Origin of the sequence: Parasutterella muris (assembly GCF_009767915.1) — a bacterium.
GTDB lineage: Bacteria > Pseudomonadota > Gammaproteobacteria > Burkholderiales > Burkholderiaceae_F > Parasutterella > Parasutterella muris.
This window is the reverse complement of the sequence record NZ_WSRP01000043.1, coordinates 1-21,418: the sequence shown is the minus strand read 5'-3', so window position 1 is coordinate 21,418 and position 21,418 is coordinate 1. Positions and strand designations below refer to the sequence as shown.

The window sequence follows — 21,418 nt, the reverse complement described above, 5'->3', positions numbered from 1 at the left end:
AAAGTAAAAACAAGTGAAAAAATAAGAACCACGTAGGTTCTCGAAAAAATTTAGAGAACTATTCTCCTAAAGTCGGGGCATCATGAATTCGGATGAGTTTTTGAAATTATTTAAAGGAAGTTTGAGCTCGATCAAATATTGATCAAATTTTTCCCATGTTCCTATTGACAAATTCATCTTTTCTGATTTTTTTCTCCAAAAACTCCAAATAGACGTGATAGCGCAAAAAAGCGACTCTCAAAGTAAAGTCGAAGTCTGAGCTCAAAAAAAAATCCCTCCGAAACGGAAGGATTTATTGGCGTTTAAATGGCAGTTACCACCCGAATACCAAGATGGCAAGCAGTGTACCCGGCCATAAAAGCGCACCGATAACTACATAACAGATATTAAAAGCGAAATCGAGGAGGCTTGTCCAAAGCTCTGCGATCACAGGGACATATGACCACAGGAAGATAAACATCGCAATTGCGCAAAGGAAATAGAAAATACTGAAATAATTAACGAATTTTTGAGTTGTGCGATAAATCATATACGCCCTCCTGTTCTGCTAACAGCAACTCTAGCCCAGATTGCCGAGACATAAAAATACCACCGCCTATTTTAGGTCGTTTCTACTTATTTGTACGATTATCTGTTTGATCGGAAATTTGCGGTATTTGCGGTACTGCCGTTATTTAGAAGCAATCGGCCGGTTCGCTGCAAAGCCTTCAGTGCGAGAATGTACAGCGCTTTTGTTTGGGTCTTTGTGCAGAAAAAATATCCGGAAGCAGGCTGCCGTCGAGTGTGATTTTCCGGCCGGTTTACCTATGAGTAATAAATTTTAAAAATACCTCTATGAATATAAGCCGTCACAGGCGGAGGATAGGGAAAAATCGGTCCTTTGCTTTCCTGCGTTGAAAACAGAGGCCTTTTTTGAAGAGGTTTGGAATCTGCCGGTTTGTTTAAGTGCGGCAAAAATCTCAGGTTTTGATCCTGAAGACGCTGACATGGAATGAGTTCAAAAGCATTAAAGCTGCCGTAAATGCTATTGGTCTTGAAAAGCGGCATTAGAATGGTAATCAGCAAACATTGATGCAGAGGGCAATCATGACAGTCAAAGATCCGCTGGCAGATGAAGTTTTAAGTTCGGAAGTTAAATACAAAGGCAGTTTTCTGCAAGTTATCCGTGACGAGGTTAGGACTCCCGACGGCGTGATTTCCTGTCGCGAATATCTTCGCCATCCCGGAGCGGCGGCAATTATTCCGATGTTTGATGACGGACGAGTCATTCTTGAAAAGCAGTATCGTCATCCGCTTAGAAAGACATTCTTAGAAATTCCGGCCGGAAAACTTGATCCGAGAGAATCTCCTTTGAACTGCGCCAAACGCGAATTGATTGAAGAGACGGGTTATGAGGCTTCTAAGTGGAAGCTTTTAGGACGCTTTAACAACGCGATCGGATACTCTGACGAAGAAATCACAGTCTTTCTTGCCCGAGATTTGAAGAAAGTAGGGCAACATTTAGATCCGGGAGAGGTTCTTGAGCTTGTCGAGATGCCATGGACGGAGCTGGTCAGTAAAAGCCTTAACGGTGAGATCAGAGATGTGAAGACCATCGTTGCAGCCATGTGGCTTGCTCACGAAATGGCGGACTGATTTTTAAAGACATTTTTTATTTCGCTCTCGATTCGGGCGTTGTTTTTCCCTAACGGCTGACGGTCCATTAATAATTGCGGTAAAGGACGGTTAGTGATGAGCTTTTGGTCAAAATTAAAAGAAAAGAGTATTACCTTTTCAGGCTTTTTAAGGCTTGTGGTGCTCCTTTGCTCGATCGTTTTGATCGGCTGTATTTCGTACGACACATTTTTATTCAGCAATCCGTTTGCGCAAAGCGAGTTCACACAGAAGGTACAGTTCTGGGTTTGCATCTTTTTTATGCTGGACATCGTGCTTGAGTTTGTAGTGACCAAGCATAAGAGCCGCTATCTCCTTGCGTATTTTCTTTTATTTATTGCCTGTATTCCTTGGATTACCGTACTTCCGATGATTCCGAACTTAAGGATTCCGGACGATGTCTTATACATGCTTCGCTTTATGCCGCTGATTCGAAGCTGTTACGCGCTCGCGATTGTTGTAGGCTGGTTTACATTTCGCCGGTCATCCGCGCTTTTTATGACGTACATGGTGATCCTGCTTTCCGGAATTTATGTCGGTAGTCTGGCGTTCTATGTCTGCGAGGTCAATGTCAATCCGCTTGTGAAAACCTACTGGGACGCGCTTTGGTGGGCCGGGATGGAGGCGATTACAGTGGGCTGCAACATTGAGGCAGTAACGCCGATAGGCAAGATCCTCTCGGTGATTGTGGCGGTGCTCGGCCTGCTGATCATTCCGATGTTTACTGTTTACGTGTCTAATATTGTCGGTCTGTTCCAGACGATGTCAAAGACAGCGGCTGAAGACGGGGATACGTCCTCCAAGCGTGCAGACAGTACAGAAAAGCATTGAACATAGCTGTATCAGGTGAGCGGCATGAGGATAAAGGGGTAGGCAGTGGTTTGTCCGAGTGGAATCCGATTTTGATTTTCATAGTAGAATAGGCGCTTCCGCGAGTGTGGCGAAATTGGTAGACGCGCTAGATTTAGGTTCTAGTGTCCTAGACGTGACGGTTCGAGTCCGTCCACTCGCACCATAATCCCCGCACGTATCGGCACATAGAGGCACTTCAGGGAAAATCACCTTCCTTTTATGCACATATCGGCGCATAATTGCACGTCAGTAGAGATAAATTAGAGAGACGGTTAGAGATATGGCTCCAGAATTTTATAGACACGAGAGGATCGGAAAAATCTAAGACTGGAGAACAAATTAGTCCGGCTACTGTGATTCGGGAGTACTGCCATATCATTGGAGTTTTAAATCACGCCGTCCAAAAAGGCATCTTACTCAAATCTCCAGCCGTTGGCATTCGGCTGCCTAAAAAACCAGAACATCGTGAAAGGGTCGCTACAGAGGAGAAAATCCAAAAGCTGATGGCGGCAGTGGGATAGGATGGTGTTTCCGCTCCGGAAAATTTGATCCAGTTAGTTATTCTGGCGTTTGTTCTCTCATGTAGGACAGGGATGAGAGCCGGAAAAATTTTAAGTACGTGTTTGTAAGGAATAACGCCTAATCGCTCAAAAAGGCCCCTTTCAGTATCCTGTACTGCGTATATGCGGTTTAATAATTAAATTTTTGCGGAAGAAAAAATGAAATTAGCGGAAGCTTTGAGAGAAAGAAAAGAGCTGACTTCAACAATAGAGGTGCTGAGGACGCGGCTGCTGCAGAATGCAACGATTCAGGAGGGAACGAAGCCGACTGAGGATCCGATCGAAATAATGCAGGCACTGAATAATGCAGTTTCAAGAAGTATTGAACTTATCTGCAGAATCAACCGCACGAATTCTGAAAGCGTCTTGGATGGAAGGCCTTTGGGAGACTGGGTCGTAGAGAGAGACCAGCTCATGAAGAAAGCTTCTGTTTACAGAGAGTTCGCAAACAAAGCCGGCTCGGTTGTGGATCGTTATTCTCGATCGGAAATTTTGATTATTCCGACAGTGAACGTTAAGGAATATCAGAAAAAGGCTGATGAATTAGCTAAAGAAGTGCGTGAGCTGGATAATAAGATTCAGCAGGCCAATTGGAATATTGACTTGCTTTAATGAAAGCAGAGTAGAGAAAAGAGGCGAAAGCAAATCTTCGACAATGTCCCGGAGAGCCAAGGACCTGGTGTTACTTTAACGGCTCCAACGGTGAACATGAGAACTGATGCACCTGTACATCTGACAACCGTGCTTTGATCTTTCTCGAGGGTGGGGCAGTGGGATAACTGCTTTCAAACAAAATTTTCAGTCGCTTTTGTATTAATAATTCATACGACAACGGGGCCGGACCCCTCCTTCAGGATCCGGCTTCAAATACAGCAGCCTCTTTGGGGTAGAGAAACCGAAGAGGGAGTTCCATTTCCGAAGCTTATTTCAAAAGAAAAATCCTTAAATTTTCTTTTAATTTTCATGTGGCTGGCTAATCATTCATCAACAGATATGCTCAGGCTGTCGACGAGCGTAACGAATCATTTAAAAATATTACAAAAAGTTACAGTAGTGGTAAAATTTACTGCTTAGCTGGCCAGCCCGCTGTTTTTTTGCGGAATTGACCGGCTGTTTACGCAAGACAATTTTTTAAAGAAGATACAGCCATGACATTAGATTTATCAAAGTACGGCATAACTGACGTCAAGGAAATCATTTACAACCCTTCTTACGATACCCTGCGCAGCGAAGAAACCGCTGAGGGTTTGACCGGATATGAAAAGGGCGTTCTGACAGAACTAGGTGCCATGAACGTTCTTACAGGCGAATATACCGGCCGCTCCCCCAAGGACAAATTCATTGTGATGGATGATGTCTCAAAAGACACAGTTTGGTGGACATCAGAAGAGTACAAAAATGATAATAAACCGATCAGCGAAGCGACTTGGAAAGAACTGAAAGACAAAGCCGCTAATGAACTCTCTCATAAAAAACTTTATGTTGTCGACGCCTTCTGCGGCGCAAACGAAAGTACGCGTTTGAAAGTTCGCTTCATTATGGAGGTCGCTTGGCAGGCCCACTTCGTCACCAACATGTTTATCCGCCCGACCAAGGAAGAATTGGAAAACTTCGGCGAGCCGGATTTTTTTGTTCTGACCGCCAGTAAGGCAAAAGTGGAAAACTTTAAGGAACTCGGTTTGCACAGCGAAACCGCTGTGGCCTTCAACCTTAAAGAAAAAATGCAGGTCATCCTCAATACCTGGTATGGCGGCGAAATGAAAAAAGGAATGTTCTCGGTGATGAACTACCTCAATCCGCTTCGCCATATCGCGTCAATGCACTGCTCAGCCAACACGGATTTGGATAAAACCAATACCGCAATCTTCTTCGGTCTCTCAGGCACTGGTAAAACGACACTGTCGACAGACCCGAAACGCCTTCTCATCGGTGATGATGAACATGGCTGGGACGATGAGGGCATCTTTAATTACGAGGGCGGCTGCTACGCGAAAGTCATTCATCTCGATAAGGATTCCGAACCCGATATCTATAAGGCGATTCGTCCTAACGCACTGCTCGAAAACGTAATTGTGGATGAGGCAGGGAAAATCGATTTCAATGATTCAAGCCTTACCGAAAACACCCGCGTCTCTTATCCGATCTGCCATATCGAAAACATCGTTAAGCCGATCTCAAAGGGACCGCACGCGAAAGAAATTATTTTCCTTTCCGCTGACGCCTACGGTGTGCTGCCTCCGGTGTCGATTCTGACAGCGGATCAGGCAATGTATTACTTCCTTTCCGGCTACACCAGCAAACTTGCCGGAACCGAAAGAGGAATCACTGAGCCGAAACCGACCTTCTCGGCCTGCTTTGGCGCGGCTTTCCTCTCACTGCATCCGTTCAAATACGCTAAGGAACTGTCGCGCAAGGCCAGAGCCAACAACGCTCATGTTTATCTGGTAAATACCGGCTGGAACGGTTCCGGCAAACGTATCTCGATTAAAGATACGCGTGCGATTATCGATGACATCCTCTCCGGGTCCATCCTTAACTCTGAAACCGTGACAATCCCGTATTTCAATTTGGTCATTCCAAAGTACTGCGAAGGCGCCCACAACGAAATTCTAGACCCCCGTAATACTTATGCGGATCCTGCCGAATGGGATAAACGCGCCCGGGCGCTTGCAAAACAATTCATTGAGAATTTCAAGAAGTTCTCTAAGACCAATGAGGAGTGCAGGCGCCTTGAAGCTTACGGCCCGCAGCTTTGATTCTTAATTTGAGTGCAGGCAGGTTGTCAGAAGTATAAATTTATGTATGCTGTGCTTATAAAACTCTCTATTTGGAGGAATGGCATGGCATACAAAATTATTGATATCGAAGGCATCGGAGAGGCATACGCTCCGAAACTTTTGGAACAAAATATTAAAACTCCGGACGATCTGCTTGCGAAGTGCGCAGCTCCCGCCGGCCGCAAAAAAATTGCTGAAGCAACGGGAATCTCCGAAAAGCTGATCCTCAAGTGGACAAACCATGCTGATCTGTTCCGTATTAACGGTGTCGGCCCTCAGTATGCCGAACTTCTGGAAGCCTCCGGTGTGGATACGGTAAAAGAACTTCGTCATCGCGTCGCGGCTAACCTTACCGCTAAGATGGCAGAAGTCAACGCTAAGAAAAATCTGGCTCAGCGTGACCCGAGCGAAAAAGAAGTCGCTAAATGGATCCAGGAAGCGGCCGAACTTGCGCCCGTGATGACCTATTAATCTGATCGGGTTCATCTTTTTTCGTCACAAGGAGTAGGCGCGTCCTGCTCCTTTTTTCGTTCCAACTGCGTTTCTCATCAAACCGTCAAATCACTGTCTAAAATGACAGCCTCGCAGTCAGGTTGGTTTATCGCGGCAAGCGTCCGGCATGAGCACTAAAGAAAGCAAAACAGAGCGGCTCTTCACAAAGATTCGTGAAGGTCTTGAACTCACCACCCGTGAGGAAATCGAATTGGTGGTGCGGCTCAGCATACCCGCGATTTTTGCGCAGATTTCTTTTGTGGCGATGCAGATTATCGACGCGTCTATGGTCGGCCATTTGGGAGAAATTCCTGCGGCGGCTGTGGCTCTTGTCTCTACGTCGATTTGGCTGATATGGGGCCTTGTTGTTGCCGTTACAACGCCGTTTTCCGTTCAGACCGCTCATCGGATCGGTGCTAAAAATTTTGATGAAGCACGGGATTTGCTGCGGCAGAGCTTTACGGCAGGATTCTTATTTTCAGCTGTTTTTGCCTTAATCGGCGCTTTGATCAGCCCTTATCTGCCGGGTTGGATCGGCGGCAATACGGACCTGCATCAGGACGCCTCCGCTTATTTCCTCGTCTTTGCGCTCGGTCTGCCGTGCCTCATCTTTAATTTCATCGCGACAAGCATGCTGCGAAGCACCGGAGAGATAAAAATTCCGAGTCTGACCAACATCTTCATGTGCTTCCTGGACGTCCTCTTTAATTGGATTTTGATTTACCCGACCGACCGCTACGAAGTGTTCGGTTTCTCCTTTACGATGTGGGGCGCCGGTTTCGGAGTGACAGGCGCGGCTCTGGGAACCGTGCTTGCAGAGGCCGTGTGCGCTTTGATCATGATGTACTCTCTGCTGGTTAAAAACAACAAACTCGCACTGGTCGGTCATCCGGGATCATTTAAGCTGCGCAAAGCGGTTATGCGCCGCTGTTTTCAGATCGGTCTTCCTATGGCGCTCGAGCGCTGTGCGATGACGACCGCTCAGATTCTGACCACTGTGATTGTTGCGCCGCTCGGCAATGTGGCGCTTGCGGCGCATTCTTTTTCGATTACCGCTGAATCTCTTTGCTATATGCCGGGCTTCGGGATTTCGGATGCCGCTTCCACGCTGGTGGGGCAGAGCTATGGCGCCAAGAGAAGAGAACTCGCAAAGAAATTTGCTTGGATTAATGTTTGTCTTGCCATGTGCCTGATGGCGCTTATGGGCGGCATTATGTACGCGTTCGCGCCCGAAATGATTCGCGTCATGACGCCTTTGGAAAATATTGTCAGCCTCGGATCGGAATGCCTGCGCATCCAGGCCTTTGCAGAACCCTTCTTCGCAAGCGCGATTGTCTGCTACAGCATTTTTGTCGCGCTCGGACGAACTCTTGGTCCGAGCTTAATCAATTTCGGCAGTATGTGGGGAATTCGACTCCCGCTCGCTTATGTTCTGAGTTTAAAATTCGGTCTAACAGGTGTTTGGATCGCGATGGCTTTGGAGCTGACCGCCCGCGGATCAGTGTTTCTTTACCGTCTATATCGCCTTGATCTGAACAAACTCAAAGAAACCGTTGTTTAACTAATGTCGGACCGCAATGAATAAAGATTACACACGAGAAGAAGCCGTCTCTCATTCTATGATCGGCAGCTTGGGGATTGAGATTATTTCCGAAGAAGAAGGCCTGGTAAAGGCAAAAATGCCTGTGAACGACAGTACTTCTCAGCCGTTTGGCGTTCTCTGCGGGGGCGCTTCGCTTGCGTTTGCGGAAATTTTGGCCGGATATGGTTCCTTCCTGAGTCTTCCGGAGGGCTTTATTCCGGTCGGCTCTTCCGTCAGCGGAAATCATTTGAGCTCGGTGCGTAAGGAACCGGGCGTTTATGTATTTGCGGAAGCTAAGGCCCTTCATCTCGGAAGAAGCACACATCTTTGGAATGTGGATATCACCGCCGCAGACGGACGTCTGATTTCTACTGTCCGCGTCACCAACTTCGTGGTTAAAGATAAAAGCGGCAGCTGGAAATAAACGAAAGGCCGCTCAAAAAGCGGCCTTGTACTGCAGAAGCTCCCTTTAGAGCCCGAAGAGATTCGGAAGGAATGTCGTCAGAGGCGGGAAGAGAACAATAACTGCCAGCGCGAAGATCGTTGCAATGAGCAGCGGAATCACGGGCGGTGTAATGTCTTCCATCGTCAGATCGGCAATTTGAGCGCCGACGTAAAGGTTCACTGCAACAGGAGGCGTTACCTGGCCGACCGCAAGGTTTACCGTCATCATGACGCCGAACCAGACCGGATTCCAGCCGAAATGATGCACAATCGGAAGCAGGAAGGGAAGCAGGACGTAGTAGATCGAAATCGCGTCCATGATCATGCCTGCCGCAAACAGAATAATGTTGATCAGCAGCAGCAGTACCCAGGGGTTCTCAGACAATGCCAAAAGGACCGCGGCGCCTCTTTCTACTAAACCGACGGTGCTCGCAACCCAAGCGAAGAGACCCGCGCAGGTTACGACAAACATAATGACGGAAGTCGCTTTTGTCGATTCCACAAGAACGTGCGTCAGCACAGAGAGCGAATTAAAGGTCTTGTAAACGAAGACACCGACAAAGAGACCATAGAAAATCGCAACAGCAGCCGCTTCGGTCGGCGTAAAAATACCGCCGTAAATACCGCCTAAAATCACGACCGGAGTCAGTACGCCCCAGAAGGCGTCTTTAAAGACAACCCATGTGGATTCCTGTCTCGGAAGACCGCGGTAGCCGCGCTTCTTGGAAATCAGGTAGACCGTGATCATCAGGAAGCCGGCGACGATAAGACCCGGGATAATACCGGCGGCAAACAGCGCGGGAACAGAGGCGTCGGCAATGCCGCCGTACACAATGAATGCGATGCTCGGCGGAATAACAATGGCCAAACCGGAAGTTACGGAAACGTTTGCCGCGGCAAAAGCCTTGTCATATCCGTTCTTGACCATCGCGGGGATCAGAATCAGGCCGAGTGCGGCCACTGTCGCGGGACCCGAGCCGCTGACCGCGCCCCAGAAGGTGGCGACCGCGACCGTCGCAATTGCTAAACCGCCTGTCATGTCGCCGACCAGATTCTCTACGAGCCGGACAATACGCGCGGCAATACCCGCGCTTTCCATGATGAAGCCCGCAAGAATAAAAAACGGAATCGCCAGCAGCGGCACTTTGGCAACGCCGGCAAAGAAGTTATAGGGAAGCATGTCAATGCCCATGTCGAACTTCCAGGCGACTACGGCCGCGGAAAGTCCCAGACTGATCGCGATAGGTACGCGCAGTACAAGCATGACAATAAAAAGAGTCAGGAGCAAAAGCCCCGGATCACTCAGCAATGCAGTCATCTCTTCTCCTTTTGAATTTTGTTTTTATTCATTTTGTGCACAGCGCTCTAAAAACGATTGAGTCGGAAATCTTCAACTGTGCGCTGAAGAATTCGGACAATAATGAGAAGAGAAAAGAGCGGTGTTGCCAGGGTATAGAGCCAAACCGGAATATCCAGCGACTCGGACGAAACGTTCAGGTCCATTTCATCAATGACCTCAATTGCGCCGAGGTAAACCAGCCACACGAAAAATGCCAGACAGCAGATAACGGAAAAAATATACAGCGCTTTGCGCAGCCAGCCCTTGGTACAGCTGTAAACCACGCTCATCGTAAAGTTGCTGCTTTCGCGAAAGGCTAAAGATGTGCCTAAAAGCACGATCCATACAAAAAAGTTTACGGTGAGTTCTTCAGACGCGGAGAAGGAGAGATTGGTGCAGTAGCGAACAATAATGTTGATGAACGCGATGCACGCCATCACTGCCAGCAGGAAGGCGCCTAAGAGTTCTTCGAATCGGGTATTGAGGAAGTGAAGCATAGTTTTTTTGTAAATTGAGGCGGTTTGCACCGCCTCGTAACGCTTTAAATCAGAGTTCGGGCTTACTGAGCAGACTTCATGTCTTCTTCAGCGGCCTTGACCAGATCCGGACCGATCTTCTTGGTCCAGTCGTCGCGAACGCTCTTAGTCGCGTCGTAGAACTCTTTAACCATTGCCGGGGTGTACTCGGTAACAGTCATACCGTTCTTTCTGAGTTCGCCCTTCGGATCGGTAACGGCCGGTTCTTTGCCGATCTTCTTCAGGTATTCCAGAGCGGAGCCGTCATCGTTGCCGAGGCGGGACAGCGCTTTGCCGTAAAGTTCAGCGTTGACGGCGCAGCTGAGGATCAGCTCTTTGTCTTCGGGCGTAAATTCGTCCCAAACCTTCTTATTGGCGGTAAAGAAGAGCGGGTCGATCATGTAATGCCAGTCGGTAGAGTACTTGTGCCACTGCCAGACTTTTGTCGGGACGTTAATGCCGTTGGTCGGGTTTTCCTGTCCGTCAACAATACCTTGCTGGAAGCCGGTTACAGCTTCAGACCAGTTAATGGCCTGCGGATTGGCGCCAAGCTTGGTGAAGATGTCGATAAAGATCGGAGTGCCGCAGACACGAAGCTTCATGCCTTTCATATCTTCGGGTTTTTCGATCGGGCCCTTGGATGTCGTAAGTTCGCGGAAACCGTTTTCAGACCAGCCGATGAATTTAACACCGGTTTTTTCGATAGCCTGTTCGAGCATCTTGCCGGATTTGCCTTTTTCAATCGCGTCGAGCGCTTTGTAGCGGTCGGGGTTGTTGGCGATAAAGAAGGGCAGAGCGGTCAGGTTGAGCTCTTTAATCTGCGGAGACCAGTTAATTGTGGAAGCAAGCGCAAAGTCAATAGCGCCGCGGCGAACGAGCAGAAGTTCGGAGGTCTGTTTGCCGGCCATCAGCTGAGCGCCGAAGTAGGGCTTAATGTTGATGCGGCCGTTGGATTTCTTGCGAACGCAGTCGGCGAAGAAAGTAGCCGTCTGGCCCCAGCCGGAAGAAGCGCCGGGAACAACGCTGAGCTTGTATTCGGATTTATACGCGGCAGAGGCGGCAGAGGCAAACAAGCCGACGGCGGCCAGCGCGAGAGCGGCTTTACAAAGAAGTTTAACCTTCACGGTGATTGCTCCATTAGAAATTAAGGTGATTATTATTAAAAAGGCCATAACGACCGTTACCCGCATTGTACGGGAAGAGATTCACGGCTTATGGCCCTCGAATTACGACATCGAAGTTGTGATCAGGAGCGGATGTTCTTTGTGAGAACCTTTCCGTCCCCATGAGCCTTATTGTATAACTGTTCGGGAGAAATTCCGTTTTTTTGCGAATAAAAATCAGGAAGAGGAGCTCACAGTCAATTCAACTGCTTGAGATGTCGGTATTATTCCGTAGTGCAAATTTTTTCTTCATTGTGCCTGAGATTAGGCGCAAAGGAGAAAAAACAGACTTAATTGAAGTAGGATTTAAAAAAAGAGTTTCAACTCGGAGTTATAGATGGATTACGAGATCGAAGTAGCGGGTTTAAAACGTTCACTCAAACTTTGTCCGATTAGTCAGGACATCAATATTGCCGCCTTCATTATTATCGGAGATCAGGAGCTCACAGTAAAAAGCGCTGAGGCACTTCTGAAAATCGCGCCGGAATATGATTATCTGCTTTCTGCGGAAGCCAAAGGCATTCCTTTGATTCACGAAATGGCACGCCAGCACGGCGACAAAGAGTACATGGTGGCCCGCAAGGGAATCAAACTCTACATGGATAATCCCATCAGCGTTTCGGTGAAATCAATCACTACCGCAAAAGATCAGAAGCTTTATCTGGACGGAGAGCAGATTGCACGCATGAAAGGCAAACGTGTTCTGATTGTCGACGATGTGATTTCAACAGGCCGCTCATTGGAAGCGCTTGAGGAACTAGCTTCACTTGCGGGCGCTCAGGTCGTCGGAAAGATGGCGATTCTTGCCGAAGGCGACGCGGTCGGCAGAGACGACATTATCTATCTTCAGAAACTTCCGCTCTTTGACGCAAAGGGCAGCCCGCTGCCGTTCTGATTTAAGCGCGGACTACAGACATCATCCGGCTTTCTTCGCTCTCGGCGGGAAAGCCTTTCTCTTTTTAGGATTCAGAAGTGATCGGCATTATCGGAGCAATGCGCGTCGAAATTGAAGCGCTGAAAAACAGTTTGGAAGGAGCGGAAACCATCACGATTTCCGGTATTGATTATTACCGCGGCATGCTCGACGGCCAAAAAGTTGTGGCAGCGGTCAGCGGCGTCGGTAAGGTTTTTGCCGCTGTCTGCGCACAGACCATGATTCTGCGTTTTGGTGTGGAAGCCATTATTAATACCGGGGTGGCAGGCGGTATCGGCAAAGACATTTCTCTCGGAGATTTTGTGATCGCTTCAAAGCTCTGTCAGCATGACATGGACACTTCAGGTGTCGGTGATCCGAAGGGCCTGGTCTCGGGCATCAATAAGGTCTACTTTGAGACAGAGCCGAGATATCGGGAGGCGGCTCTCAAAGCGGCAGAAAAGCTCGGGTTTAGAGCGCAGATCGGCACGATTGCCTCCGGAGACCAGTTCGTCTGCGATGCTGAGCGTAAGCATTGGATACGTGATTTCTTTGACGCAGCGGCAGTTGAGATGGAAGGGGCCGCGATTGCGCAGGTTTGCTTCATCAATGAGATTCCGTTTGTGGTTATTCGCGCGATTTCCGATGACGCGTCGGGATACGCGCCGGTGTCTTATGACTCGTTTGTGAAAGAGGCTGCAGCAAAGTCTATTCAGCTGACGCGCGCGGCGATAGCCGAACTCGTCTGATAACTAAAATTCGGCTGTATCGCTCTTCTATTAATTGAATAAGAAGCTGCGGGTAACGAACTGAAGGTTAGAAAACGGGTCAGCGGCTGCCGTCAGCCGCAGCCTGCAGAACAATAGACCGGACGGATGCTCAGGAAATCGGAGTTAAAAGCAAATATAGATACAAAAGGGCAGTTTAAGAAGGTACAGGAAAGATTGACTGTGCCTTTCGATTTTGCGGCGGCCTTGCAATAAGGGGAGACCGTCCCGGCGAATGCTGCGAAATTTTGAAATTCACGGACCGCTAAAAAAGAAGAGAAGCCGCATGTCTTCTGCACAGCGCAAAAATCCTGCAAAAGTACAGAAAGTTTGAATAGGTAATGGGTATTTAAGATGAGTGGCAGGGGAGGAAGGATTCGAACCCTCGAATGCCGGAATCAGAATCCGGTGCCTTAACCAGCTTGGCGACTCCCCTGCTGTCAGAATGCGAAATTATACACAAAAATCAGAAAAAAGCCAGAGGCTCAAAAAAGTGCCGTTCATCTTAGGCCTGAGCCGCGACTCATGAGTGCTGAATGCTTGATGCGGTTTTTATGGAATAGGCTGAGACTTCTTCGATTGAAGGAAAACATCAGAAATCTTTTTAAGGACTCGGCCTTTGGAAATGACAGATACGAAAAGCGAAGGAGGGGTTAGTGAAGCAGGATGGGAGGGCTTGGCTCTTTGAACGATCAAACTGAAAGGGGGCGCCTATATCGATGTAGATCTGCGGTGCCGACAAACCAAAAGGCCCGAATTAAACGGGCCCTTTAGTGCAGGTGAATCAACTTCAATTGGAGCAATTGGTCTAGGCTGCTCCGCACCTATCCCAATATCAAATAAGGTACGCAGCTATTTGAGCCAGAACAAAAGCGGCAAGCGTCAGCGTCATGCCGAATACGCAGCATTTACGCATCTGTTTTTCCTGTTCAGCTCTTAACTCAAGAACGCGGACCTGTGCATTTCTTCTATTACTCATCAGAACCTCCACGCGTTAAATTTCTTTAGGCTCATTATATCTGAATACGGGAAAGTAAGTAAGGTAAAACCCTAATAAAATCTATCAAAATGTCCATTTTGGGTGAGTGATACAGGTACTTAGTTGCAAATGAGAATCATTAGCATAAGAAATTGTTAAAGATTGCAGAAATTCCTTGATTGCGTGATGTTTATCGTTATAATCGCCGAATCGAAAAATTCATTAAATCAAGAAGTTTTCCGTGATCCCACGGTTCTAGAAAGGAAAAATAATGGCTGAAGAAACCAAAGTTGAAGACAAGACAGTTGAAGCTGCTGAAGCTGCCGCTGAAGTTAAAGAAGAAGTAAAACCGAATCCTCTCGAGCGTAAAGTCGAGATCCTCCTTGACCGCAAGGAAGTTGAGAAACAGGTTGCCAAGGGTCTTCGCGAACGCGGCAAAAAAGCCCGCTTCCACGGTTTCCGTCCGGGTAAAGCTCCGGCAGCTATGGTTGCCGCCGCTTACGGCCGTGAAGTCGAATACGACGTTATCAACAAACTCGCTATTGATGAATACATCAAGAAGATCGAAGAAGGCAAGTATCGCGTTTCCGGTATGCCTGACATCGCTCCGACAGAAGGCGCTCCCGCTGACGCTGACAAGATTTCCTTCACAGCGACTTTCGAGGTTTTCCCGGAAGTTACAGTTCCTGATGTCAAGGATGTTGAAGTCACCAAGTACGAATGCGAACTGACCGACGAAAACGTCAATAAGACAATCGACGTTATGCGCAAGCAGAGAGCAACTTACAATCCGACTGAAAAAGCCGCTGCCGATACCGACGAAGTCACAGTCGACTTCAAGGGCACACTCGACGGTGAAGCTTTTGCCGGCGGTACAGCTTCCGACTACAAGTTCATTCTTGGCGCCGGCCGTATGCTTGCTGAATTCGAAAACGGAATCCGCGGCATGAAACCCGGTGAAACAAAGACTTTCCCGGTCACATTCCCGGAAAACTATCCTTCTAAGGAACTTGCCGGCAAGACCGTTGAATTCGAAGCCACTCTGAAGGCTGTCGGCGAAGAAGTTCTTCCCGCTCTTGACGACGAATTCGCTAAGTCTCTTCAGATCGAATCTTTCGAAAAGATGAAGAACGACGTTAAAGATAATCTGCAGCGCGAAGTTGAAGCCCGTCTTCAGGCTCGTACAAAGCAGAGCGCCATGTCCGCTCTTCTCTCTGTTTCCGACTTCCCGCTGCCGCACGCTGCTGTCGAAGAACAGAGACAGGCTCTGATTCACGACGCCGTCGAAAAGATGAAGCTTCAGGGTATCAAGCTTCAGCCGCAGGATATTCCTGCTTCTGCAATGCTCCAAGAAGCGACTCAGAGAGTTCGTCTCGGCCTTGAAATCAGCACTCTGGTTGAAAAAGAAAACCTTCAGGGAACTGACGAACAGGTCAAGGCTCTGGCTGAAAACATTGCTAAGAGCTACGAAGACCCGAAGGAAGTTGTTGATTGGTATATCAACAATCCTCAGCACAAAGCTGAGCTTGCCGCAGTCGCAACAGAAAACAATGTTGTTGACTGGGTTCTGAAGAACGCCAAAGTTAAGAATGAGAAGATCCCGTTCGAAAACCTGATGGCTGACAGAGCTTAATCAAACCAATACATTACCGCTGTTTAGATCAGGGGTAAAAATATAGGCAGATCGGCAAGGCGGATGAACCTTGCCGTTTGCTTTTATAAAGCGGGGAATTTTATGGATAAAAATACGAAACACGCCGCCTCTTTCAATTCCGGATTGGTGCCGATGGTGCTCGAACAGAGCGGAAGGGGAGAAAGATCTTTTGATATCTACTCACGTCTGCTGCGCGACCGTGTCATCTTTTTGGTCGGCCCTGTCACAGATCAGAGCGCAAATTTGGTTGTGGCTCAGCTCCTTTTCCTCGAGAGTGAGGATCCGGATAAAGATATTTCGCTCTATATTGATTCTCCGGGAGGAAGTGTGTACGCGGGTTTGTCGATTTATGACACCATGCAGTTTATTAAGCCTGATGTCTCTACGATCTGTCTGGGCATGGCTGCTTCCATGGGCGCCTTCCTGCTCGCAGCGGGCGCTAAAGGCAAACGCTATGCGCTGCCGAACTCCAGAATTATGATTCATCAGCCGAGCGGAGGTACACAAGGCACCGCGGCCGATATCGAAATTCAGGCAAAAGAAATTCTGGAACTGCGTACACGCCTTAACAGAATTCTTTCCGAGCATACCGGTCAGTCGATTGAGCGTATCTCGGAGGATACCGAACGCGACAATTTCATGAGCAGCGCTCAGGCCTGCGAATACGGAATTATCGACGGTGTCTTTAACAAACGCGGGGAAGAGCCGCAGAAGAAGTTCAAATAACTGACGAATTCGTAGAAAGCAAATCGAATGAAAAGCAACAAAGACGATCCTGTGTGCTCCTTCTGCGGAGCACACCGGGGACAATATTCGGAAATCTATAAATCGCAGATTAGCGACGAGTACATTTGCAGAGAGTGTACGGAAGAGCTTGCGAAATACTCCGGCGTGATCGAAGAAGCGCTGAAGAGAAACGGAGTCCAAGCGGGCGGCTCCGATTCGGCTCCGAGAGAGCAGGCAGAGGACGCGGATAACAAGGATCCGATTCTGTACGGAGAGCTTCCGACACCTAAGCAGATCTGCAGAAATCTTGACGAGTACGTCATCGGCCAGGATAAGGCTAAGCGCGTGCTGTCCGTCGCGGTCTACAACCATTACAAACGCCTTCGCAGCCGTTTCCTTGAAAATAAGGACGATTCCGACGTTGAAATCCAGAAGAGCAACATTCTTCTGATCGGACCGACAGGCTCCGGTAAGACGCTGCTTGCGCAGAGCATGGCCAAGATGCTTGACGTGCCGTTCGCGATTGCAGACGCCACCACGCTCACAGAAGCGGGCTACGTCGGCGAAGATGTCGAGAACGTGATCCTGAAGCTTCTTCAGGCCTGTGATATGGATGTGGAAAAAGCTCAGAAGGGCATCATTTACCTTGACGAAATCGATAAGATCGCGCGCAAGAGTGAAAATCCTTCCATTACGCGTGACGTTTCCGGCGAAGGCGTACAGCAGGCGCTTTTGAAACTTGTTGAAGGCACGATCGCTTCTGTTCCGGCTTCCGGCGGAAGAAAGCATCCGAACGGAAAGAATATTCAGATTGACACGTCAAATATTCTCTTTATCTGCGGCGGCGCTTTTGAAGGACTCGATCGTATTATTCGCCGCAGGACCGAAAAGAGCGGTATCGGCTTTGAAGCGGAAGTCAAGAGCAAGGAGGCGGTCAGTGAAGGAGAGGCGCTTCGCGATATTGAAGCGAAGGACTTGGTCCACTTCGGCCTGATTCCCGAACTTGTCGGACGTCTTCCCGTGATTGCAACGCTTGAAGATTTGGATGAAGCCGCTTTAGTGCGTATTCTCACAGAACCTAAGAACGCGGTGATTAAGCAGTACGCCAGACTCTTTGAGATGGAAGATGTCGTGCTTGAAGTCGAACCGGAAGCTCTAAAAGAAGCGGCGGCCATGGCTAAGGAAAGAAAAACCGGCGCGAGAGGCCTTCGCTCAATTGTGGAAAACGCACTGCTTGAAGCAATGTACGAAGTTCCCGACCGAACTGATGTGAAAAAAGTTGTTGTCACCGCAGAAACCATGAGAGACGGCAAAGCAAAATTTATTTGCAGCTAAATCTCTGAGCGGATACATCAAGCAAAGGACAGGCCTAAAAACCTGTCCTTTTTCACGATCAGCACCTACAGTTTGTAATTAGTAGCAATTCGGGCACCAAATATAGACGTATTCGGCTGAAACTTATTCTCGAATTTGATAGAGTGGACAAGTAATGCGATGCGGAGAGCAGAGGTTGAATTTTTGAGATTCAGCCCCAACTATTAATTTACTTATAAAGAAATTTAGCAGTATAGGATTTTAATGAGAACTAAGATTGTGAATTTACCGGTACTCCCGCTGAGAGATGTTGTACTCTTCCCGGGCATGGTCATCCCGCTGTATGTGGGCAGACCTAAGTCGCTGGATGCTCTGAATAAAGTACTTCGTTCTTCCAAGATTAACGAAGAGATTCTTCTTGTTTCTCAGAAGCAGGCGTCTACAGAGGATCCGGATCCTGAGGATTTAAACGAAATGGGTACGGTCGCTCGTGTGATTCAGTCCTTAAAACTGCCGGACGACACACAGAAAGTACTTGTTGAGGGCTTGTACAGAGCCAAGGTCATCGACTATTCCGTTGACAGCTGCATTTATGCAAATGTTGAGAAAGTGCAGAAAAGTACGCTGAGCGCTCAGAAATTTGAGCCGCTGCGCCGTGCGATTCTCTCAACGTTCACCTCGTATCAGAGAAACAATAAGCGTATTAGCTCTGAACAGCTCGACAAGATTTCAGCGATTGATAATGCGTCGGAGTTTGCTGATTCGATCGCCCAGGCCCTGGTCATTCCGCCCGAGCGCAAACAATTGCTGCTCAACGAGAGCGGTGTCGGCGAACGGCTCGAACTTCTTCTTTCCATTTTGGAAGAGGAAGTGGATATTCAGCAGACAGAAAAGCGTATTCGCGGCCGAGTAAAGCGCTCTATGGAAAAGAGCCAGCGCGACTACTACCTGAATGAACAGGTTAAGGCGATTCAGAAAGAACTCGGAGAAACAGACGAAGAGTTCGAAGAGTACGAACGCAAGATCAAAGAGGCGAAGATGAGCCATGAAGGCCAGGAAAAAGCTCTGGCCGAACTCAAAAAGCTTCGCATGATGGGGCAGAACAGCGCGGAATCCAATGTGATCCGCAACTATTTGGATACGCTGATTGAACTGCCGTGGAGCAAGAAGACACGCATCAACGGCAACATGGTTAAGGCCGAAGAGGTCCTTGAAGAGGATCACTACGGGCTTGAGAAGGTCAAGGAAAGAATTATTGAATACTTGGCTGTTCAGACTCGTGTGAAAAACGTCAAGTCTCCGATTCTCTGCCTTGTCGGACCTCCCGGAGTCGGTAAGACTTCGCTCGGACAGTCCATTGCCCGAGCCACAGGCAGAAAGTTTGTACGCCTTGCATTAGGCGGCGTCCGCGACGAAAGCGAAATCCGCGGTCACAGACGGACTTATGTGGGATCGATGCCGGGGCGCATTCTGCAGAGCCTTGCCAAGAGTAAAGTCAATAATCCGCTCTTTTTGCTCGACGAAGTCGACAAGATGGGCATGGATTATCGCGGAGATCCTGCGGCTGCGCTGCTTGAGGTTTTGGACCCTGAACAGAACAACACGTTCCAGGACCATTACGTGGAAGTGGATTTCGACCTTTCTCACGTAATGTTCATCGCGACGAGCAACTCGATGAACATTCCGGCTCCGCTGCTTGACCGTATGGAAGTGATTAATCTGTCCGGCTACACGGAAGACGAGAAACGCAATATCGCAGAGCGTCACCTGATCCCGAAGCAGATGAAACTGAACGGCGTGAAGGAAAACGAGCTTCGCATCGAAGAGTCCGCGATCATCGATATCGTCCGCTACTACACGAGAGAAGCCGGCGTGCGCGGCCTTGAGCGTGAAATCAATAAGATTTGCCGCAAGGTTGTTCGCGACTTCCTGATGAAAAAAGCGAAGTCTCTTCAGGTTGTGAATTCTGAGAATCTTGAGAAGTATCTCGGTGTACGCCGCTATACATTCGGCGTGACGCACAAGCAGAACCTTGTGGGACAGGTCACGGGGCTTGCCTGGACAGAGGTGGGCGGCGATCTGCTGACCATTGAAGTCGCGACCATGCCGGGTAAGGGCAATATCACGCGTACGGGTTCGCTTGGCGACGTGATGAAGGAGTCCGTAGAGGCGGCGAGAACCGTTCTGCGTTCGAGAGCGACTCAGCTTGGCATCAGCTACAAGCAGGTTTCCGAGACGGACATTCACGTGCACTTCCCGGAAGGCGCGGTGCCTAAGGACGGTCCGAGCGCCGGTTCCGCGATCACGCTTGGTCTGGTATCCGCGATGACCGGCATTCCGGTTCGCGCTGATGTCGCGATGACAGGCGAGATCACGCTGCGCGGCGATGTTCTTCCGATCGGCGGCCTGAAAGAGAAGCTTCTGGCTGCACTTCGCGGCGGCATCAAAGAAGTGCTGATTCCGGAGGAGAATGTGAAGGATCTTGAGGAAGTTCCTGCCAACGTCAAAGAAGGTCTGGTGATCAGACCGGTTAAGACGATTGATGAGGTTCTGAGTTTCGGTCTTGAGCATTTGCCTCAGCCGCTTCCGGCGACAATTTCAACGGATCTTTCGGCTCACGACTTGAAAGTTCCGGAGCAGACTGTTCAGCCGGCCGCAGCAAGAAACTAAAGCTGAAGTAATCAAAGATGTCCCCGAGGGCGAAAGCCTTTGGGGACATTTCTTTAGGTTTTTACGGTATCGAAGATCAGGCAGGCCCACTGAGAATCGATCATAATAATTTCAAAAAGACGGCTTCTTTGATTTGAAGCCAATGAAGCGCAAAGCGGATCTTTGCGATCATTCATGAAAAAATATGTTTATTTCAAGATGATATTCGGCCGCTGCTTCTGAGGATTTTCGGCATCCGGAAAAGAATGAGCGGCAGAAGTCTTCGGAAGTCATTTTTTGACGTTTTAAGGACTTTAATTTACTGCGGAGTCGGAAATTCTATCAGTAAACTCAGCAGTATTGAGCATCGCTTTAAACTTGATTTTGGAAATGGACATGACGCAGGAAAACAGAATCGATCCCAAAGACTATGATGTACTTTCGGATGCAGAATTGCTCTTTTTCTGTCCTTACGACGAATATATTGACGCAATTGACGAAGGGACGCTGGACAAGTCTGCGTTAAAGTCGCTGCTTATGATTGCTTATTCGTTCGCATTTCTTTGCGAGGAAATTTATAAGAACAACCCGGATGAAATTGAAAAGTTCACTCAGTTAAAGCATTCGGAAGAGCCCTTTATTGAAGTGCTTTTCGGGCTGTCCGTTGAGGCTGTTCAAAATTTAGTTGCGCTTTACGGTTTAAGAGGAGAGGTCCGTTTTATTCCGGCACTCTGCGACGCTGAAACTTCCGTTAAAGACAAACTTCTGTGCATCAGAGCGTTTCTGACTGAAGCATCAAAGGCAGTGGAGCTCCAAAGACATAATCAAAGTTTCAGAAAGATTGCGGGTGTTTCCGTGAGCAAAGCTTTTTCTGCCGGTATGACTGTAACCGACACAGCGCAGTAATCCAGCGGCATCACAGGGCCCTCTTGGAATGCGGATGAAGTTCCGTGCCTGAGAGCCTGAAAAATTGCAGAACTAGAGAACTAAAAATTTAAAAATCACAAAAAATCATTTTATTTCAGTGGAATAAAATGAT

At 48.4% G+C, this 21,418-nt stretch carries 20 protein-coding genes and 2 tRNA genes; 15 read left to right on the top strand and 7 right to left on the bottom strand.

All coding sequences use genetic code 11. From position 1 onward, the window contains the following. Nucleotides 1-313: 313 nt before the first annotated feature. Entirely contained in the window at nucleotides 314-529 is a 216-nt protein-coding gene (locus E5987_RS11135; RefSeq protein WP_160336155.1) for a hypothetical protein, read from the bottom strand. Nucleotides 530-1,086: 557 nt separating this feature from the next. Between E5987_RS11135 and E5987_RS11130 the strand changes: the two genes are divergently transcribed. The 8 genes from E5987_RS11130 (at nucleotide 1,087) to E5987_RS11095 (ending at nucleotide 8,340) form a co-directional block, all read left to right on the top strand. Further along, nucleotides 1,087-1,635: an NUDIX domain-containing protein gene (locus E5987_RS11130; RefSeq protein ID WP_202074627.1), complete on the top strand. Its 549-nt coding sequence runs from the start codon at nucleotides 1,087-1,089 to the stop codon at nucleotides 1,633-1,635. A gap of 96 nt (nucleotides 1,636-1,731) precedes the next feature. Beyond that, nucleotides 1,732-2,484, top strand: a complete 753-nt coding sequence (locus E5987_RS11125) for an ion channel (protein ID WP_160336153.1) — start codon at nucleotides 1,732-1,734, stop codon at nucleotides 2,482-2,484. A gap of 100 nt (nucleotides 2,485-2,584) precedes the next feature. Further along, a tRNA-Leu gene (locus E5987_RS11120) sits at nucleotides 2,585-2,668 on the top strand. A 556-nt stretch (nucleotides 2,669-3,224) separates the two neighbouring features. Beyond that, nucleotides 3,225-3,677: a DIP1984 family protein gene (locus E5987_RS11115; protein WP_160336152.1), complete on the top strand. Its 453-nt coding sequence runs from the start codon at nucleotides 3,225-3,227 to the stop codon at nucleotides 3,675-3,677. Nucleotides 3,678-4,213: 536 nt separating this feature from the next. Continuing rightward, nucleotides 4,214-5,821 (top strand): phosphoenolpyruvate carboxykinase (ATP), encoded by a 1,608-nt coding sequence (gene pckA / locus E5987_RS11110; protein WP_160336151.1) that lies wholly within the window; start codon nucleotides 4,214-4,216, stop codon nucleotides 5,819-5,821. Between the two features lie 84 nt (nucleotides 5,822-5,905). Next, nucleotides 5,906-6,313, top strand: coding sequence for a DUF4332 domain-containing protein (locus E5987_RS11105; RefSeq protein WP_160336150.1), 408 nt, complete (start codon nucleotides 5,906-5,908; stop codon nucleotides 6,311-6,313). Nucleotides 6,314-6,461: 148 nt separating this feature from the next. Continuing rightward, complete coding sequence (locus tag E5987_RS11100) at nucleotides 6,462-7,895, top strand: MATE family efflux transporter (RefSeq protein WP_160336149.1); 1,434 nt, start codon at nucleotides 6,462-6,464, stop codon at nucleotides 7,893-7,895. 16 nt (nucleotides 7,896-7,911) lie between these two features. Further along, nucleotides 7,912-8,340: a PaaI family thioesterase gene (locus E5987_RS11095; protein ID WP_160336148.1), complete on the top strand. Its 429-nt coding sequence runs from the start codon at nucleotides 7,912-7,914 to the stop codon at nucleotides 8,338-8,340. 45 nt (nucleotides 8,341-8,385) lie between these two features. Here E5987_RS11095 and E5987_RS11090 read toward each other — a convergent pair whose 3' ends face one another. The 3 genes from E5987_RS11090 to E5987_RS11080 all read right to left on the bottom strand — a co-directional run bounded on the left by E5987_RS11090 (nucleotide 8,386) and on the right by E5987_RS11080 (nucleotide 11,338). Next, on the bottom strand, nucleotides 8,386-9,678 hold the full coding sequence (locus E5987_RS11090; RefSeq protein ID WP_160336147.1) for a TRAP transporter large permease: 1,293 nt from the start codon (nucleotides 9,676-9,678) through the stop codon (nucleotides 8,386-8,388). Between the two features lie 47 nt (nucleotides 9,679-9,725). Next, nucleotides 9,726-10,196 carry a TRAP transporter small permease gene (locus E5987_RS11085; protein ID WP_160336146.1) on the bottom strand — a complete coding sequence of 157 codons (471 nt, stop codon included), beginning with the start codon at nucleotides 10,194-10,196 and terminating at the stop codon, nucleotides 9,726-9,728. Nucleotides 10,197-10,258: 62 nt separating this feature from the next. Further along, entirely contained in the window at nucleotides 10,259-11,338 is a 1,080-nt protein-coding gene (locus E5987_RS11080; RefSeq protein WP_160336145.1) for a DctP family TRAP transporter solute-binding subunit, read from the bottom strand. Between the two features lie 376 nt (nucleotides 11,339-11,714). Between E5987_RS11080 and E5987_RS11075 the strand changes: the two genes are divergently transcribed. Continuing rightward, the gene (locus E5987_RS11075; RefSeq protein WP_160336144.1) at nucleotides 11,715-12,272 is read left to right on the top strand and encodes a phosphoribosyltransferase family protein; all 558 of its coding nucleotides are present in this window, start codon (nucleotides 11,715-11,717) and stop codon (nucleotides 12,270-12,272) included. Nucleotides 12,273-12,349: 77 nt separating this feature from the next. Next, on the top strand, nucleotides 12,350-13,039 hold the full coding sequence (locus E5987_RS11070; RefSeq protein ID WP_160336143.1) for a 5'-methylthioadenosine/adenosylhomocysteine nucleosidase: 690 nt from the start codon (nucleotides 12,350-12,352) through the stop codon (nucleotides 13,037-13,039). A gap of 377 nt (nucleotides 13,040-13,416) precedes the next feature. Here the strand turns inward: E5987_RS11070 and E5987_RS11065 are convergent. Together E5987_RS11065 and E5987_RS11060 are read right to left on the bottom strand one after the other, a co-directional pair. Further along, nucleotides 13,417-13,493 (bottom strand) — tRNA-Gln (locus E5987_RS11065). A 399-nt stretch (nucleotides 13,494-13,892) separates the two neighbouring features. After that, nucleotides 13,893-14,036: a hypothetical protein gene (locus E5987_RS11060; protein ID WP_160336142.1), complete on the bottom strand. Its 144-nt coding sequence runs from the start codon at nucleotides 14,034-14,036 to the stop codon at nucleotides 13,893-13,895. A gap of 271 nt (nucleotides 14,037-14,307) precedes the next feature. On the opposite strand from E5987_RS11060, the gene tig reads away from it, so the two are divergent. The 4 genes from tig (at nucleotide 14,308) to lon (ending at nucleotide 20,400) form a co-directional block, all read left to right on the top strand. After that, entirely contained in the window at nucleotides 14,308-15,669 is a 1,362-nt protein-coding gene (gene tig, locus E5987_RS11055; protein WP_160336141.1) for a trigger factor, read from the top strand. Between the two features lie 102 nt (nucleotides 15,670-15,771). Continuing rightward, entirely contained in the window at nucleotides 15,772-16,416 is a 645-nt protein-coding gene (clpP, locus tag E5987_RS11050) for an ATP-dependent Clp endopeptidase proteolytic subunit ClpP (RefSeq protein WP_160336140.1), read from the top strand. A gap of 27 nt (nucleotides 16,417-16,443) precedes the next feature. Beyond that, the gene (gene clpX / locus E5987_RS11045) at nucleotides 16,444-17,751 is read left to right on the top strand and encodes an ATP-dependent Clp protease ATP-binding subunit ClpX (RefSeq protein ID WP_160336139.1); all 1,308 of its coding nucleotides are present in this window, start codon (nucleotides 16,444-16,446) and stop codon (nucleotides 17,749-17,751) included. Between the two features lie 243 nt (nucleotides 17,752-17,994). Next, on the top strand, nucleotides 17,995-20,400 hold the full coding sequence (gene lon / locus E5987_RS11040) for an endopeptidase La (protein WP_160336138.1): 2,406 nt from the start codon (nucleotides 17,995-17,997) through the stop codon (nucleotides 20,398-20,400). Between the two features lie 53 nt (nucleotides 20,401-20,453). On the opposite strand, the gene E5987_RS13310 is transcribed toward lon, so the two are convergent. After that, the gene (locus E5987_RS13310) at nucleotides 20,454-20,576 is read right to left on the bottom strand and encodes a hypothetical protein (protein WP_255453165.1); all 123 of its coding nucleotides are present in this window, start codon (nucleotides 20,574-20,576) and stop codon (nucleotides 20,454-20,456) included. A gap of 199 nt (nucleotides 20,577-20,775) precedes the next feature. Here E5987_RS13310 and E5987_RS11035 point away from each other — a divergent pair, with 199 nt between their 5' ends. Then, entirely contained in the window at nucleotides 20,776-21,285 is a 510-nt protein-coding gene (locus E5987_RS11035) for a hypothetical protein (protein ID WP_160336137.1), read from the top strand. Nucleotides 21,286-21,418 lie beyond the last annotated feature (133 nt).